The organism is Lentzea sp. DG1S-22 (assembly GCF_036321065.1).
In the GTDB taxonomy this organism is placed as follows: Bacteria; Actinomycetota; Actinomycetes; order Mycobacteriales; family Pseudonocardiaceae; genus Lentzea; species Lentzea jiangxiensis.
On the sequence record NZ_CP143276.1, the window covers coordinates 906,028 to 920,219 of the forward strand.

18 protein-coding genes and 1 riboswitch are annotated in these 14,192 nt (G+C 71.6%); of the genes, 7 read left to right on the forward strand and 11 right to left on the reverse strand.

The window, feature by feature from the left end:
• Positions 1 to 13: 13 nt before the first annotated feature.
• Complete coding sequence (locus tag V1227_RS04145) at positions 14 to 355, reverse strand: MmcQ/YjbR family DNA-binding protein (RefSeq protein ID WP_329791116.1); 342 nt, start codon at positions 353 to 355, stop codon at positions 14 to 16.
• 129 nt (positions 356 to 484) lie between these two features.
• On the opposite strand from V1227_RS04145, the gene V1227_RS04150 reads away from it, so the two are divergent.
• The gene (locus tag V1227_RS04150; protein WP_329791117.1) at positions 485 to 1,534 is read left to right on the forward strand and encodes a TerC/Alx family metal homeostasis membrane protein; all 1,050 of its coding nucleotides are present in this window, start codon (positions 485 to 487) and stop codon (positions 1,532 to 1,534) included.
• A 163-nt stretch (positions 1,535 to 1,697) separates the two neighbouring features.
• A complete protein-coding gene (locus V1227_RS04155; RefSeq protein ID WP_329791118.1) occupies positions 1,698 to 2,888 on the forward strand; it encodes an MFS transporter in 1,191 nt (396 codons plus the stop codon).
• A 15-nt stretch (positions 2,889 to 2,903) separates the two neighbouring features.
• On the opposite strand, the gene V1227_RS04160 is transcribed toward V1227_RS04155, so the two are convergent.
• From V1227_RS04160 to V1227_RS04180, 5 genes are all read right to left on the reverse strand, one after another.
• Positions 2,904 to 3,152, reverse strand: coding sequence for a hypothetical protein (locus V1227_RS04160; RefSeq protein WP_329791119.1), 249 nt, complete (start codon positions 3,150 to 3,152; stop codon positions 2,904 to 2,906).
• Between the two features lie 272 nt (positions 3,153 to 3,424).
• Entirely contained in the window at positions 3,425 to 3,994 is a 570-nt protein-coding gene (locus tag V1227_RS04165) for a GNAT family N-acetyltransferase (RefSeq protein ID WP_329791120.1), read from the reverse strand.
• A gap of 31 nt (positions 3,995 to 4,025) precedes the next feature.
• Positions 4,026 to 4,358 carry a hypothetical protein gene (locus V1227_RS04170; RefSeq protein ID WP_329791121.1) on the reverse strand — a complete coding sequence of 111 codons (333 nt, stop codon included), beginning with the start codon at positions 4,356 to 4,358 and terminating at the stop codon, positions 4,026 to 4,028.
• A gap of 93 nt (positions 4,359 to 4,451) precedes the next feature.
• Positions 4,452 to 4,594: riboswitch (cobalamin riboswitch) on the reverse strand.
• Positions 4,595 to 4,624: 30 nt separating this feature from the next.
• The gene (locus V1227_RS04175; RefSeq protein ID WP_329791122.1) at positions 4,625 to 5,761 is read right to left on the reverse strand and encodes a serine/threonine-protein kinase; all 1,137 of its coding nucleotides are present in this window, start codon (positions 5,759 to 5,761) and stop codon (positions 4,625 to 4,627) included.
• 120 nt (positions 5,762 to 5,881) lie between these two features.
• The gene (locus V1227_RS04180) at positions 5,882 to 6,631 is read right to left on the reverse strand and encodes a GH12 family glycosyl hydrolase domain-containing protein (RefSeq protein WP_329791123.1); all 750 of its coding nucleotides are present in this window, start codon (positions 6,629 to 6,631) and stop codon (positions 5,882 to 5,884) included.
• A gap of 314 nt (positions 6,632 to 6,945) precedes the next feature.
• Between V1227_RS04180 and V1227_RS04185 the strand changes: the two genes are divergently transcribed.
• Positions 6,946 to 7,851 (forward strand): AAA family ATPase, encoded by a 906-nt coding sequence (locus V1227_RS04185; protein ID WP_329791124.1) that lies wholly within the window; start codon positions 6,946 to 6,948, stop codon positions 7,849 to 7,851.
• Between the two features lie 30 nt (positions 7,852 to 7,881).
• Here the strand turns inward: V1227_RS04185 and V1227_RS04190 are convergent, their stop codons facing one another.
• Positions 7,882 to 8,838: an alpha/beta fold hydrolase gene (locus V1227_RS04190; protein WP_329791125.1), complete on the reverse strand. Its 957-nt coding sequence runs from the start codon at positions 8,836 to 8,838 to the stop codon at positions 7,882 to 7,884.
• 62 nt (positions 8,839 to 8,900) lie between these two features.
• Here V1227_RS04190 and V1227_RS04195 point away from each other — a divergent pair, with 62 nt between their 5' ends.
• Together V1227_RS04195 and V1227_RS04200 are read left to right on the forward strand one after the other, a co-directional pair.
• Positions 8,901 to 9,341, forward strand: coding sequence for a helix-turn-helix transcriptional regulator (locus tag V1227_RS04195; RefSeq protein WP_329791126.1), 441 nt, complete (start codon positions 8,901 to 8,903; stop codon positions 9,339 to 9,341).
• Complete coding sequence (locus tag V1227_RS04200) at positions 9,278 to 9,847, forward strand: helix-turn-helix transcriptional regulator (protein WP_329791127.1); 570 nt, start codon at positions 9,278 to 9,280, stop codon at positions 9,845 to 9,847. The genes V1227_RS04195 and V1227_RS04200 overlap by 64 nt, the downstream gene beginning before the upstream one ends.
• A 62-nt stretch (positions 9,848 to 9,909) precedes the next feature.
• On the opposite strand, the gene V1227_RS04205 is transcribed toward V1227_RS04200, so the two are convergent.
• Both V1227_RS04205 and V1227_RS04210 read right to left on the reverse strand, forming a co-directional pair.
• On the reverse strand, positions 9,910 to 10,728 hold the full coding sequence (locus tag V1227_RS04205; protein ID WP_329791128.1) for an SDR family oxidoreductase: 819 nt from the start codon (positions 10,726 to 10,728) through the stop codon (positions 9,910 to 9,912).
• Positions 10,729 to 10,768: 40 nt separating this feature from the next.
• Positions 10,769 to 11,467 (reverse strand): nitroreductase family protein, encoded by a 699-nt coding sequence (locus tag V1227_RS04210; RefSeq protein WP_329791129.1) that lies wholly within the window; start codon positions 11,465 to 11,467, stop codon positions 10,769 to 10,771.
• Positions 11,468 to 11,553: 86 nt separating this feature from the next.
• Between V1227_RS04210 and V1227_RS04215 the strand changes: the two genes are divergently transcribed.
• Positions 11,554 to 12,027 (forward strand): winged helix-turn-helix transcriptional regulator, encoded by a 474-nt coding sequence (locus V1227_RS04215; protein WP_329791130.1) that lies wholly within the window; start codon positions 11,554 to 11,556, stop codon positions 12,025 to 12,027.
• Between the two features lie 187 nt (positions 12,028 to 12,214).
• Here the strand turns inward: V1227_RS04215 and V1227_RS04220 are convergent, their stop codons facing one another.
• Positions 12,215 to 12,346: a hypothetical protein gene (locus V1227_RS04220; protein WP_329791131.1), complete on the reverse strand. Its 132-nt coding sequence runs from the start codon at positions 12,344 to 12,346 to the stop codon at positions 12,215 to 12,217.
• A gap of 26 nt (positions 12,347 to 12,372) precedes the next feature.
• Here V1227_RS04220 and V1227_RS04225 point away from each other — a divergent pair, with 26 nt between their 5' ends.
• Positions 12,373 to 12,561, forward strand: coding sequence for a hypothetical protein (locus tag V1227_RS04225; protein WP_329791132.1), 189 nt, complete (start codon positions 12,373 to 12,375; stop codon positions 12,559 to 12,561).
• Positions 12,562 to 13,277: 716 nt separating this feature from the next.
• Here V1227_RS04225 and V1227_RS04230 read toward each other — a convergent pair.
• Entirely contained in the window at positions 13,278 to 14,108 is an 831-nt protein-coding gene (locus V1227_RS04230; RefSeq protein ID WP_329791133.1) for a MerR family transcriptional regulator, read from the reverse strand.
• Positions 14,109 to 14,192: the final 84 nt, after the last annotated feature.

Consider the following 14,192-nt stretch of genomic DNA (forward strand, 5'->3'; position numbering starts at 1 on the left):
CGGTCGTCCGGCCTCACCGGCGGTCGAACGCCTCCAGCAGCTTCGCCGGTGCCTTGAGCCGCCACGCCTGCTCCACCAGCTCGGCCAGCTGCCCGGAGTCCACTTCGGCCAGATCGACCAGGATCGCGCCGTACCCGTCGTAGTGCGGTGTCGTGAAGAACGCCGGGTCGCCGGACGCGAGCAGCGCCGCCTTCTCGTCCAGGCCGCACAGCAGCACGAGCCCGCCCTCTGCCTCGCTGCGCAGCCGGGCGAAGCTCCTGCCCGCCACCTTCAGCGCCGGCGTCCGGTACCAGGTCGCCTCCTCGACCTCCGGCAGTCGCGAGGCCAGGGTCACCACGTCGTCCCAGGTCGTCATGGCCGTCATCGTCGCAGCGGTCCGGCGTGTCCGGCTTGGACGAAGGGAAACTCGCCGAAGGGTGACCAACGGCGCGCGACGGGGTACTCGTGAGCGGCCGGAGCGCACGCTCCGGCGCCGGGAGGTCACATGAGTGCGCAGCTCGACATCAGCCTGCTGACCTGGCTGCTGACGATCGGCCTGGTCGTGGCGCTGCTCGCGGTCGACCTGGTCGTCGCGGCCAAGCGCCCCCACCACGTCGGGATCGGCGAGGCGACCGCGTGGTCGGTGGGGTACGTGGCGATCGCCATCGGGTTCGGCGTCTGGTTCACGCTGCACTACGGCGGCGGGCCGGGCACCGAGTTCTTCGTCGGCTACCTCGTCGAGAAGAGCCTCTCGGTCGACAACCTGTTCGTCTTCGTGATCATCATGTCGACCTTCTCGGTGCCCGACCGGCACCGGCACAAGGTGCTCACCTTCGGCATCGTGCTGGCGCTGGTCATGCGGGGGATCTTCATCGCGCTCGGCGCCACGCTGCTGTCGCTGTTCTCGTTCGTGTTCCTGCTGTTCGGCCTGCTCCTGATCTACACGGCGGTGCAGCTGTACCGGCACCGGGACGAGGACCCCGACATCGAGGACAACGTCGTGGTCAAGACCTCGCGCCGGGTGCTGCCGGTGACCGACGACTACGCGGGCGGCGACCTGTTCACCCATGAGGGTGACAAGCGGATGGTGACGCCGCTGTTCGTCGTGCTGATCGCGATCGGGACCATCGACCTGCTGTTCGCGCTCGACTCCATCCCGGCGGTCTTCGGCATCACGTCCCAGCCGTACGTCGTCTTCGCCGCCAACGCCTTCGCCCTGCTGGGCCTGCGCGCGTTGTTCTTCCTCGTCCAGGGCCTGCTGGACCGCCTGGTGTACCTGTCGGTCGGGCTGTCGCTGATCCTGGCGTTCATCGGGGTGAAGCTGATCCTGCAGTGGGCGCACGAGGACGTCAGCAAGAGCGTGCCCGAGATCCCCACGCTGCTCAGCCTCGCCGTGATCGCCGTCGTGCTCGCGGTCGTGACGGTGGCGAGCCTCGTCAAGACCAAGCGGGACCCGTCGGTCAAGGCCCACCCGGGCTCGCTGCGGACGCGCAGGGCGTCCGCCGGGCGCTCGGGGAAGGGCCAGCCGCAGGCGGCGGATCGCCGGTCCTCCTAGCCGAAGCGCCACCGACGGGTGTCCTGCCCGGTCCGGCCCGGCGGCACCGCCCGCCCACAGGGTGAAAACCGGCTGCGCCACACCGGGCCGGGTGTTTACCTGGTCGGCATGACGAGCTGCGGCCGTGCGCCGACATCCCCGTCCCGCGAACGGGCCTGGTCCGGTGCCCGCTGACACCGCGACGACGCGACCCGATCTCGGTACCGGGCTGCGCCGCGTGCTGGTCGTCCTGTGCACCACCGAGATCATCAGCTGGGGAGTGCTGTACTACGCCTTCCCGGTGCTGCTGCCGACCATCAGCGCCCGGACCGGGTGGTCGCTCGCGGCGATCACGGCCGGGTTCTCCGCGAGCCAGGTCGTCGCGGGCCTGGTGGGCATCCCCGTGGGCGGGCTGCTCGACCGGCACGGTCCGCGCGCCGTCATGACCACCGGCTCGGTGGTCGCCGTGCTCGCGCTCGTGGCGCTGGTGAGCGCGAGGTCGTCGGTGTGGTTCACCGCGGCGTGGCTGCTGGCCGGTGTCGCGATGGCCGGTGTCTTCTACGCGCCCGCGTTCGCCGCCCTGACCCGCTGGTACGGGCAGCGCCGGGTGACGGCCCTGACCGCGTTGACCCTGGTCGCCGGTCTGGCGAGTACCGTGTTCGCGCCGCTCACCGCGGTGCTGAACGACCGGCTCGACTGGCGCGGCACCTACCTAGTGCTCGCCGCTTTCCTGGCGGTCACCACGATCCCGCTGCACCTGTGGGGTCTGCGGCTGCCGTGGCCCGCGATCGAGCACGAAACCGTCCACACGCCGTCGGCGGTGGCGCGCAGCAGGCCGTTCCTGGTGCTCGTGGTCGCGATGAGCCTGGCCGCGTTCAGCGTGTATGCCGTCGTGATCAACCTCGTCCCGCTGCTCACCGAACGCGGCATGACCACCTCGGGCGCCGCTGTCGCCCTCGGCCTCGGCGGTGTGGGCCAGGTGCTCGGGCGCCTCGGGTACGCCAGGCTGGCCGCGAGGACGTCGGTGTGCACCCGCACCCTGGCGGTGCTCCTCGTCAGCGCGGCGGTGACGATCCTGCTGGGGCTCGTTCCCGGACCCGCGCTCCTGCTGATCGCGGGCTCGGTGCTCGCCGGCGTCACGCGCGGGATCTTCACCCTGGTGCAGGCGACCGCGATCACCGACCGGTGGGGCGCCGTCCACTACGGACAGCTCAACGGCCTGCTGACGGCACCGGTCATGCTCACCGCGGCCGTCGCGCCGTGGGCGGGCAGCGCACTCGCGGCGGCACTGGGCGGCTTCCCGGCGGTGTTCGTCGTGCTCGGGCTGATCGGGGTGCTGGCGGCCGCGCTGTCCACCGCGAGCGTGCCGCGTTAACTCACCGGTCCTCGGTCAGTTGCGGTGGCGGATCCCGGCGTAGAGGAAGGTGCCCCCGGCGAAGGCGACCGCGAGGCCCGCCCACCCGCGCTGGTTCGCGGCCATCACCGACTCGTACCGGTCCTCGGTGAGTTCGCGGACGACGGCACCGCCCTTGGACTCCACGTACTTGCCCTCGCGCTGCTCGAAGGTCCCGGCGGTGGTGTCGGTCAGCAGCGCGTAGGCGAAGAGGAAGGCCCCGCCCAGCAAGGCGATCGCCGCCACCACGACCGACCACGCGGACAGCGTCGGGTTCTCGAAGTTGTACCCGCGGTCAGCAGCGCCGCCGCCAGCACCAGCGCCAAGGAGATCACGGTCAGCACGACGTTCGCCGACCGCGGCAGCAGCGGGCTGCCGGTCACGAACCCGGACAGGATGACGACGGCATCGATGGAGATCACGACGAGCGAGGCCCACTGCAGCGGCACCAGTCTCGTGCGTCGTCACAGTAGGGCCGGGAGGCCGTTCCCGGGCCACAACGGCGATCTCCGTCCGCGTCAGCGGGACAGCGACATGATGAGCATCTGCTGACGGCCGTCCTCGCACTGGCCGATCACGGTCCAGCCGGCCGACTCGTAGAGCCGCCGCGCGGGTGCGTCGGGGTGGGTGCCGAGCCAGGCCGTGGCGTGCCCTTCGACGATGCGATCCAGCAGCAGCCGGCCCAGCCCGCGCCGCCGGTGGGCCGGGTCCACCACGAGCTCCACGACCTCGAACGCCGGCGGCCGGAGCAGGTGGTGCAGGTGGGGCGCGACGCAGCTGTGCACCAGGGCGTAGCCGCGATCTCCGGGCACTTCCCCGCGAGCGGGCCAGCCGTAGACCAGCCCGGCGACGGTCTCACCGCGCCACGCCACGAACCCGTGAGCGCCCGGTGTGGCCATGCTCCGGTCGAACCGCCCGTCCGTGAAGCGGGCGATCTCCTCCTCGGTCTCCGAGTAGGGCGGCCCCGCGAAACCCGAGCGGTACAACCGGAACACCTCCGATCGCAGGCCCAGCAACGCCTCCGGGTCCGCGAACCGCACCTGGTAGCCCACGGCGACCAGGATGGCGGCCTGCCGGGCTTCTGTCACGACACCCGTGCGGCGGCTCGTCCGCCGGAGCTCACCTCGGTGTGGCGACGATCCGCTCGGCTACCAGGGGCGGCGGCGCGGCGGCACCGGGACCGCCCGCGTCGACCCAGTCGGCGACGCCGTGCACCGCGTCGTCGTCCAGGACCGATCCCACCCACACGGGTTTCGCTCCCGCGGCGCGCGCGGCCGGGCTGGGCTGGACCACGACCACGTTCGACACCTCGCAGGCGTCGAGGCAGTCGGCCACGCGCACGGACGGGAGCCGTTCGCGCAACAGCTCCAACTGGCGGTCGTGGTCGACCTCGGGGTGCTTGCGCGCGGTGCCGCAACAGCAGCCGCGGCAGACGGTGATCCGTGACGTCATGACGTTGTTCCACCCGCTTGTGCGCTGGAGCGAGGACAGCGGCGAGCGCCGGACGCGTGCATCGGAACCCTTCCCGCACATCCACGACAGGAGTTGGTGACACCGCGCGGAACGGGTGATCGGGCTCGCCTCGCGAGGAGGCACACCGTTGCGGGACAGCGCCGGATTCCCACCGGACTTCCCCCACGCCGCGCTGAACGTCCCCAGGCTCTCACGTCCCGGGCGGAGATCCGATGTGGGGAGGAACACCGCGTCCCGGACGACGTTCAGCCCTTGCCGGGGTGGCCCTTGCCCTTGGCGGGCGGCACGGGCTTGTCGTGCGCCGGCTTCTTGGCGGGCTCCTCGCGGTGCGGGCTCACCTCGGCGACCAGGACCGGGGCCGGCGTCTGCGTCCGGGGTGAGGCAGTGGCCGGTGCCGGGGCGGCGGTCGTGGACGTCGGAGGAGGTGCGGTGGTGGTCTGGGCGGGTGCGGACTCGCCGGGAGGTGACGGTGAGAGGACCGCGAAGGCGACGCCCGCCGCGGCCATCACGGTCGCCGCGGCCGACGCGGCGAGCACACGTGTCGTGCGACGTGGTCGCGCGGGAGGCAGGACGTGGGTGATCGGCCGGTCCGGATCGCGCAGCACCCGCGCGCACTCCGCGGCGCTGGGGCGGCGGCGTGGGGACAGGGACGTCATCAGCATCAGCAGGCGTTCGAAGTCGGGAGGGAGGCCTTCGGGGATGAAGGGTTGCCGGTGCAGCCGCGCCACCGCGGCCTCGATCTCGCTGCCCTCGTACTCGCGGTGGCCGGTGAGGCATTCCAGCAGCACCAGGCCGAGCGCGTAGATGTCGACCGGCTGGCCGAACTCGTCTCCGCGCACCTGTTCCGGGGCGAGGTAGGCGGCGGTGCCGACCACCTGGTCGGTCCTGGTGAGCCGCGTCGAGCCGATCAGCCTGGCGAGGCCGAAGTCGGCCAGGTGGGCGTTGCCGTGCCGGTCGAGGAGGATGTTGGACGGCTTGATGTCGCGGTGGACGACATCTCGTGCGTGGACGTACGCGAGCGCATTGGCCAGCTGGGCGCCGAGGTGCCGCACGTCGTCCACAGCGAGCGGCCCGTCGGCGAGGCGTTCGCGCAGAGTGGGACCGTCGATGAGCTGCAGGACGACGAACGGGGCGCCGTCGGCGGTGCCCGCGTCGTGCACCCGGACCAGGCCGGGGTGGGACAACGCGGCGAGGGTCTTGACCTCGTTGGCGAACCGGCGCTCCTGCGAGAGCTCGGACCCGGCCCGGAAGAGCTTGACCGCGACGTCGCGGTGGAGCCTGGTGTCCCGGGCGCGGCGGACCTCGGCCACGCCGCCGGTGCCCAGCAGCTCGGCGATCTCGTAGCGGTCGGCGAGCCTGCGGTCGTGAGCGGACGAGGTCATCGCAACCCTTCTCCGGCGGTCGGTCGCCCCGTGTGTTCCCTCCTCCCGGGAATCCCAACCACCCGATTCCGCCGGGCGGTCGCCGACGACGACCGCCCGGCGGCTGGTGGGTGCCCCGGCTCAGCCGCTGACCGAGGCCGAGAAGTTGTCGACCGCCAGGCCGACACCGCCGTTCCACGGCTCGAACCCGGCCTGGATGCTGGTCAGGTACCAGGAGCTGGTGATCGCACCACGGGCGCGCACGTCGTTGATGAAGTCGAGCACGTTGAACGACCACGAGGTGATCGCCGACGGCGCGACGTAGGAGATGACGTTGTTGGAGCCGTTGCTGCCGCGCCACACCTGCCAGGTGCGCCCGCCGATCGTGGTGGTGCCGACCGCGCTGCCGATGGGCTGGATCGAGCCCTGGCGGTGGAACCAGATCATGATCTCCATCTGGTTCACGCCGTTGGTCTTCGGCGTGGGGTCGAGCCAGATGTCGTACGAGGCGTTGTAGGTGCCGCCCGCGTACCGGTAGTTGATCGACGACGTGGCGCTGCGGATCCGGCTGACCTGCATCGGCAGGGTCGAGCCGGGGGAGCAGTTGGTGTAGTGGCAGCCGAGGAACACCGACGGGTACGACACCGGCGCCCCGTTGGTCGGGGCGGAGCCCTGCTGGGTGGTGATCTGGAAACCGGACGACGTGGCGTTGATGCACTGCTGCGCCGAGGTGCCCCACCGGTTGTTCTGGACCACGTAACGGCCCTGGATGGTGGTCGAGCCGTACTGGTCGCAGATGGTCACATCGGCCTGGGCCGGACCCGTCGTCGCGATCAACGTGCTCGCGACGAGGAGGCCGGCGGCAGCGACGGCACGGATGGTCCTTCGCATGATGACTCCTACAGGAGATTATGGGAGCGCTCCCAATGTACCGGCGTGTCAATGAGCGGGCGAATTCGTCGAATGAGTGCGTGAATGGTCGAGTGGTGGAGAAATCCCTGGCAGCACGTGGTTTCGCGGCTATCTCCGGGTGTCGAACGACAGGTCGAATCGACGGTGCCATTCGGCGGGGCTGCTTTCTGGATTCGTGCCGTTCCCGGATCTCGGCAACGGTCTTTTCAGTCGTGGGTGAACTTCCGGCCTGTGCCCGTGTGGGCTCGCTAGGCTCGATCGACTCGACTCGACCACGTCGCCCGGGGGAACCAGTGCACCGTTTCGCGGCCAGTCCTGCCCTGGCGAGACTGGAGTGGATCCTCGACGGCCTGGACGGCACACCCGGCTGGGGAGCGGACGCGTCCGACGTGTTCGCGGCTGCGTTCACCGCCGCGGTCACGCCCGAGCGGTACGTCGAGGTCACCCGTGGCCGCGCTGCCCACTACGCGCCGGTCGTCGTGGTCGGTCTCGACGTCGGCGAGACCACCGCGCGGGCGCGGATCCTCCGCCACGACGGCACCGTCGACGTCGTCACCTGCGTCGTCGAGACCGCACGGCCGCATCGGATCGCCACCACGTGGGTCGAAGGGCTGGTGCCGGCCGGTCTGACGCCGGGGTTGCCGGCCGATTTCACCGACCACGACCTGCCCTCCGCCGCCACGGGTGCCCGGCTGGTCGTGTTCTCCGGGCTGCCCGGCAGCGGGAAGAGCACCCTGGCCGACGCCGCGGGCGCCGAGCTGGGGATCCCGGTCTTCGCCACCGACTGGCTGCTCGGCGCGCTGACCCCGTTCGGAGGGCGCCATTTCGAGGACCCGCTGGCGATGGCCGAGGAAGTGCTCACCACGCTCGCCCTGCGGCAGCTCCTCGCCGGACAGTCCGCCATCCTGGACCACCCCACCGAACTGGTCGCGACCAGGGAGCGCTGGCGCAGCCTGGCCAGCCGGGCCGGTGCGGAGTTCCGCGTGGTCGAGTGCCGGTGCTCCGACCCGCGGGTCCACCGTGCGAGGCTCGAAGGCCGCAGCCGCGGAATCCCCGGCTGGCACGACTCGGGCGACTGGTCCGACGTGCGGCAGCGGCTCGCGAGCTTTCCCTCCTGGCACGGGGAGGCGCTCACCGTGGACACCGTGCAGCCGCACGAGCTCGCCCTGGCCGCGGTCCTGCGGCACATCACCGCCTGACCGGCTTGCGCGCCACGGCGGTGACGGGTGCTACAGGGCGGCTTCCTGCTGCTCCAGCCACTTCAAGACCGCCCGGTTCAGCTCTTCCGGCCGTTCCTGCTGGATCCAGTGACCGGCGTCGAGGCTGATCACCTCCGCGCGGGGCACGAACTCCGCCAGCCTCTCCGACCTGGCCACCGGGTCGCGGTCGCCGTGGACCACCAGCGCGGGCTGCCGCAGGACCGGGTCCGCGTCCGCCAGCAGGTGCCAGTTGCGGTCGAGGTTCCGGTACCAGTTGATGCTGCCCGTGAACCCCGTCGCCTCGAACGCGGAGACGTAGACGGCCAGCTCGTCGTCGCTCAGCAGGGGGTCGCCGAGCGGCGTTTCGGCGGTGGCGAGGGCGATCATCACCATGCCCGGCCCGGGTTCACCGGGGGGCACGTTCTTCCGGTAGAGGTTGCGCAGGAAGCGGGACGTGTTCGCGTCGAGCACGGCGTCCGCGACGCCGGGCTGCCGGGCGAAGTGGACGAAGTAGAAGTCGCCGCCGAGCGCGGCTTCCATCGACTCGATCCAGGGGCGGTCGCCGCGCTCCTGGTAGGGCAGGCTCAGGTTGACCAGCTTGCCGACCCGGTGCGGGTGCAGCAGGGCCAGTCCCCAGACGACGAACGCACCCCAGTCGTGGCCGATGAAGGTGGCGTCGGAGTAGCCGTAGTGGTCGAGCAGTCCGACGAGGTCGCCCGTGAGGTGTTCGAGGTCGTAGTCCGCCACGTCGGCCGGGCGGGACGAGTTCCCGTAGCCCCGCTGGTTCGGGACGATGACGTGGTAGCCCGCCTCGACGAGGGCGGGCAGCTGGTGGCGCCAGGAGAAGGCGTGTTCGGGCCAGCCGTGGCAGAGCACGACGGGCTTTCCCGCGTTGTGCCGCCCTGCCTCGAAGACTTCGAGCCGCACGCCGTTGACCGCGACGAGGGTGGGCTCGGGGAAGGCGGTGGAGTTCGCCGGTGGTGTCATGGCGCGATCATGCTGACCGAAAGCGGTCACCCCGTGACCGCTTTCCCCGGGAACCTTGTGACGTGCGCACTGATCGGCTCCTGGCAGTCCTCCTCCTGCTGCAACGACGCGGGCAGGTGACGGCGGCGGAGGTCGCCCGCGAACTGGAGGTCTCCGAGCGCACCGCCCGCCGCGACCTCGACGCCCTGGCCACGGCCGGGGTGCCGGTGTACTCGCTGCGGGGCCGGGGTGGCGGCTGGCGTCTCGTGGGGGGCGCCCGCACCGACCTGTCCGGGTTGACCGCGAGCGAGGCGCGCGCCCTGTTCCTGGTCGCCGGCCCGGCCGCGGCCGCGACACCGGCCGTGAAAGCCGCTCTGCGCAAGCTCGTCCACGCCCTGCCGGAGCCCTTCCGGGAGCAGGCCGAGGCAGCGGCGGCGTCGGTGGTCGTGGACCCGCGGCGGTGGGGGTCGGGTCCGGACGGGCACCGGCCGCCCCCTTCCTCGACCAGCTGCAGGACGCGGTGATCCGCGGCGTCCAGGTGCGGCTCGGCTACGTCGACCGCGAGGGCGCCGAGACCGGGAGGACCGTCCACCCGCTGGGCGTCGTCGCCAAAGGCCCGTCGTGGTACCTCGTGTCCCACACCGAGGCCGGCCGCCGGACCTTCCGGGTCGACCGCGTGTCGTCGGTGGACCCGACCGGCGAGCCCGTGCACCGGCCCGAGGGCTTCGACCTGGCCGAGAGCTGGCGCGCCATCGCGGACGAGGTGGACCGCGGGCGAACGCCCCTCGAGGCCCGGGCGCTGTGCACGCCCGGTGAGCTCGGCGTGCTCCGGATCGCGTTCGGCGGCCGTCTCGAGGTGGGCGGTGCCGCGGCGGACGGCCGCATCGAGGTCGTGGTCCGCGGCCACGACGAGCACCTTCTCGCCGGCGAGCTGGCCGCGCTGGTCGACTGGGTCGAGGTGACCGGTCCCGCCGGTGTGCGGGACCGCCTGGCCTCGATCGGCAGCGCACTCGTGGGCAGATACGCCTGAGACAGCGGCAGATCGCCGAGTTCGCCCATCACGGTCATGAGGGTGAGGTGACAGCGCGCGGCTCAGTCCCGCAGGCCGCGCGCCGCGAGCTTGCGTTGCGTCCGGCGGCCCTGCGCGACCATCACCGGGATCGCGCGCAGGCCGAAGCGCGGGAAGGTGTCGGCGAGCCGGGCCAGTGCTCCGCGCCACCGCGGCACGGTGGTGACCGGTTTCGGTCTGTCGAGCACCTTGGCGACGGCGGCGGCGATGTCGGCGGGCCGCAGCAGCGTGCCGGAGAACGACAGCGCCGCCGCCGGATCGTCGAGCTTGTCGTACAGCATCGGGGTCCAGATGCCGTCCGGGCAGACGCACGAGATGGCGACGTCCCGCACGCCCGCCTGCCGGAGGTCGGCGAGGGTGCTGAGGCTGAAGCCGATGGCCGCGTGCTTGGAGGCGGCGTAGACCGCCTCGCCCACGACGGCCGTGATGCCCGCGAGGGACACGACGTTCACGACGTGGCCGCCACCGCGACCGCGCATGGCCTCGATCGCGGCGACCGTCCCGTTGATGGTCCCGAGGGCGTTGACCTCGACCATCAGCCGCCGGGTGGCGGCGTCCTGCTCCCACGCGGGTCCGGTCACGAGGACGCCCGCGTTGTTGACCCAGACGTCGAGCCGGCCGGCGCGGGCGACGATCTCGTCGCGCGCCGCCGCCACTGCCTCGTCGTCACGCACGTCGAGCACGCGTGCGATCGCGCCGAGCTCGGTGGCCGTCGCGGTCGCCGTGGCTTCGTCGACGTCGGTCACCAGCACCGTGTAGCCGCGTTCGACCAGCATCCGCGCGACCAGCTTGCCCACGCCGCGTCCCGCTCCGGTCACGACCGCGCCCGCTTTCGCTGTCATGGCAGGAGTATCGCGTTCTTCCGCGCCACCGCGGGAGGCATCAGGCGGAGTGCCACGTGACGGCACCCGCGGTGTCCGCGCGGCTGGTGCGGAAGCCGTTGGCCGGGTGCGTCGTGTCGGGGTGGCCGAACGAGACCCCGACGACGACGCGGCGGGAGTCCGGGAGCCCGAAGTGCTCGCGCAGGAAGCCGGAGTACCCCGCGAGCGCGGCCTGGGGTGCCGCGCCGAGACCGAGGCTCTGGGCGGCGAGCAGGAACGAGTTGAGGTAGAGCCCGCAGTCGATCGCTCCGTAGACGCCGAGGTCGGCTTCGGTGGTGATGATCGCGACGTGCGGTGCGCCGAAGAACTCGAAGTTGCGCAGCATCTGCCGTGCGGCGCCCTCGTGATCGCCGCGTTCGATGCCGAGGCTCGTGTAGAGCTGCTTGCCGCACTCGCGCCGGCGTTCCTGGTAGGCGCCCGTGTACTGCGCGGGGAAGGGGAAGTCCGGCTGGCCGGGATTGGTCCGCAGGTGGTCGAGCAGCCGGGTGCGCAACCTGTCCGTCGCGGCGCCTTCGGTGACGATCACCTGCCACGGCTGGGTGTTGCACCACGACGGGGTGCGCTGAGCGAGGGTGAGCATCTGCTCGATGGTGTCCCTCGGGACCTGCTCGGGCAGGAACTGCCGGCAGGTCCACCGCTCGGCGAGCAGGCGGTTCAGCGCCTCGTGCAGGTCTGGGGACGTGACGGTGGCCGTGCTCACGGGAACCTCCAACGCGGTCTCGGTCCGGGCCCGACGCTAGCACGAACCAGTCTCGAAAAGAGACCACCTTCGGTAGGCTTCCGCGCATGCGGTACGAACAGCTCGCCGACCTGCCCTGCTCGATCACCCGCCCGCTGGTGGTGCTGGGAGACCGGTGGACGCTGCTGGTCCTGAAGGAGGCGTTCGCGGGGGTGCGGCGGTTCAACGCGTTCCAGAGCAACCTCGGGATCCCGCGCAGCCGCCTGCAGGACCGGCTCGGCAGGCTGGTGGACCACGAGATCCTGGTGCGGAGGCAGGCCGACGACCGGGACCACGTCGAGTACCGGCTCACCCGCAAGGGGCACGGCCTCTACCCGGTCCTGATGGCGATCAAGGACTGGGGCGACGCCCACATGGCACCGGACGGTCCGCCGGTGCGCTACCGGCACCGCGAGTGCACCGGCGAGGCACGGGTCGCGCTGGCGTGCGACTGCTGTGGAGAGCTGATGACGGCGCACGACGTCCAGCCCGAGCCCGGACCCGGTCTTCTGCCGTACGTGGAGGCGGGTGCGCGGAACTAGTCCTCCTGCGGTCGCGGTGGCGACGACTGGAGGAAGGCGTTGCCCGTTTCCTCGCGCAACAGGAAACGGCGCGGCTCACTTCCGCCGTGCTGCACGCGGGGGTCTCAGGTTCCAAGGCGCGACAAGCTCGCCGACGCGCACGGCGATCCACTGGGTGCACCGGACAGGGCTCACCCGCGTCACCGGTTCACGGCGTCCCGACCCGCTCGGTCACCGCGGCGAGGCGGCGTGAGTTGACCGGGTCGGGTGCCCGGAAGTGCAGTTGCCGCGCCAATTCGAGTGCGCGGCGCGCTTCGCTGTGCGCCAGGCCCTCGGTCATCTTGTTGCCAGCTCCCGGAGGGTGACGTGAAGAAGAAGCTCTCGAAACGGATCGCGGCCGCGAGCGCCGCCGTCCTGCTGCTCACCTCGGCGCAGGCGGTGGTGCCACCGGCGGGGATCCCGATCACGGTCGCCTCGGCCGACAACAGCCTGGAGTTCCGGGTCTGGTGGTACGGCTCGAGCCCGCTCGACGTCGCCGAGATCCGGGTGCGCTGACGAAGTCGGCTCGGCTTTCCGGTGACCGCTCCTCGGAGCGGTCACCGGTTCGCCGTGTCCGGGCGTTGCTGCGGTGGGAGTCACGAGCGAATGGGGGTTCGAACGTGACAACACATCTGTCCTATGTGGACGATATCGTCCGTCTGGTCGGTCAGGACGCCGGTGAGTTCCGGCCGGAACTGACCTGGGACACCGTGGAGCGCGAGTTCGGTGTGCGGTTCCCGTCGGACTACCGGGCCTTGATGGAACGGTTCCCCTCCGGCGGCTTCCGCGAGTGCGTGGAGGTGCCGAACCCGGTGGAGAACGCCGTGGAGCTGGCGGATTTCAGGCGTAACAACACCGAGATGGTGGAGATCTACGCGGACGAAGGCAACGGCTACCTGAACGGCGTGCCACATCGGATCTTCCCCGAGCCGGGCGGGCTGTTCCTGTGGGGGCACAACGACTCGGGCGGCTCGTTCTGGTGGGTCACCGACTCCGAGGACCCCGACACGTGGAGGGTCGCCTGCAACGACAGGGACGACTGGCACGAGCACCCCGGGCCGATGTCGAGGGTCCTCCACGAACTCCTGGTGTGCACCGGCGAGGACAACCTCCCGAGGTGGGACCTGTCGGCCGTGCCGGCCGAGTTCTCCAGGTACCTGCGCGACTTCTGGCGAGGCCGGGCAGCGGTGCGTGAGGCGGCCTGGCGCGGACGGTGCACCACCGCACGGGCGTCAGCCGTCGGCGAGGTCCTGCCCCATGAGCCGGCCCGCGAGCTCGACGCAGCGCATCCGGGCGGGGGAGAAGTCGTACGGCATCTTGGTGAACGCTTCGTAGGCGCTCATCTCCCCGTCCTGCTCCCCGTCGTCGTCGAGCGCGAACAGCTCCTCGTCGGCGGCGGCCGGCCCGGCGGCCTCGATGGCCCGCTCCAGTGCTTTGTGGTGGGCGAAGCGCTGGGCGGCCAGTTCGTCGACGCGCGGGTCGTCGGGTGCGACGCCGTCGTCCAGGGCGGCTTCGGCCGCGTCGAGGCGGTCGTCCTCGGCCCGGAGCCCGGGGTGGGTGGCCAGCACGACGAACACACCCGCCTGGACCGCGGCGGCCCGCGCGCCGAAGATCCGCTCCGTGACCATCAGCGCGTCCACATCGGACGGACGCAGCGCTCCGGGAGGCAGGTGGCGGAGCCGGTCCGCCACCAGGTCCGAGAGCAGGCCCAGCGGGCTGCCCACCGCGCGCAGGCGCTGGACGGCCGCTCGCTGGCGTCGGATGGCGGCTTCCCGGGCGGCGAGCGCCTCCTCCAGGCGGTCCAGGTTATCCTCGACGTCGTGGCTGCCGTCGAACGCGGCCCGCATGTCGTCGAGCCTGATGCCGGTCTCCGCCATCTTGCGGATCCACAGCAGCCGGATCATGTCGTCGTGGCCGTAGCGGCGACGGCCGTCCGCGCCCCGCTCGGGCTCCGGGAGCAGGCCGATCTGGTGGTAGTGGCGCACGGCGCGCGGGGTGGTGCCGGCGAAGGCGGCGGCGTCGCCGATCTTGACGTGGCGGGGAGGCGTGAACGAGAGGTGCATCGCGGGCGGTGCCTTTCGAGCTGGGGTACCTCGAAGGACAGCACATGCCGCTGCGTCAGGTGCAACTCCCCACCCGTCGAGCCC

Coding starts and splice junctions, on each gene's coding strand:
- V1227_RS04190 (WP_329791125.1), bottom strand. CDS start 8,838: ATGACACCACCGGCGAACTCCACCGCCTTCCCCGAGCCCACCCTCGTC.
- V1227_RS04145 (WP_329791116.1), bottom strand. CDS start 355: ATGACGACCTGGGACGACGTGGTGACCCTGGCCTCGCGACTGCCGGAG.
- V1227_RS04230 (WP_329791133.1), bottom strand. CDS start 14,108: ATGCACCTCTCGTTCACGCCTCCCCGCCACGTCAAGATCGGCGACGCC.
- V1227_RS04175 (WP_329791122.1), bottom strand. CDS start 5,761: ATGACCTCGTCCGCTCACGACCGCAGGCTCGCCGACCGCTACGAGATC.
- V1227_RS04220 (WP_329791131.1), bottom strand. CDS start 12,346: ATGACCGAGGGCCTGGCGCACAGCGAAGCGCGCCGCGCACTCGAATTG.
- V1227_RS04215 (WP_329791130.1), top strand. CDS start 11,554: ATGCGGTACGAACAGCTCGCCGACCTGCCCTGCTCGATCACCCGCCCG.
- V1227_RS04205 (WP_329791128.1), bottom strand. CDS start 10,728: ATGACAGCGAAAGCGGGCGCGGTCGTGACCGGAGCGGGACGCGGCGTG.
- V1227_RS04170 (WP_329791121.1), bottom strand. CDS start 4,358: ATGACGTCACGGATCACCGTCTGCCGCGGCTGCTGTTGCGGCACCGCG.
- V1227_RS04180 (WP_329791123.1), bottom strand. CDS start 6,631: ATGCGAAGGACCATCCGTGCCGTCGCTGCCGCCGGCCTCCTCGTCGCG.
- V1227_RS04150 (WP_329791117.1), top strand. CDS start 485: ATGAGTGCGCAGCTCGACATCAGCCTGCTGACCTGGCTGCTGACGATC.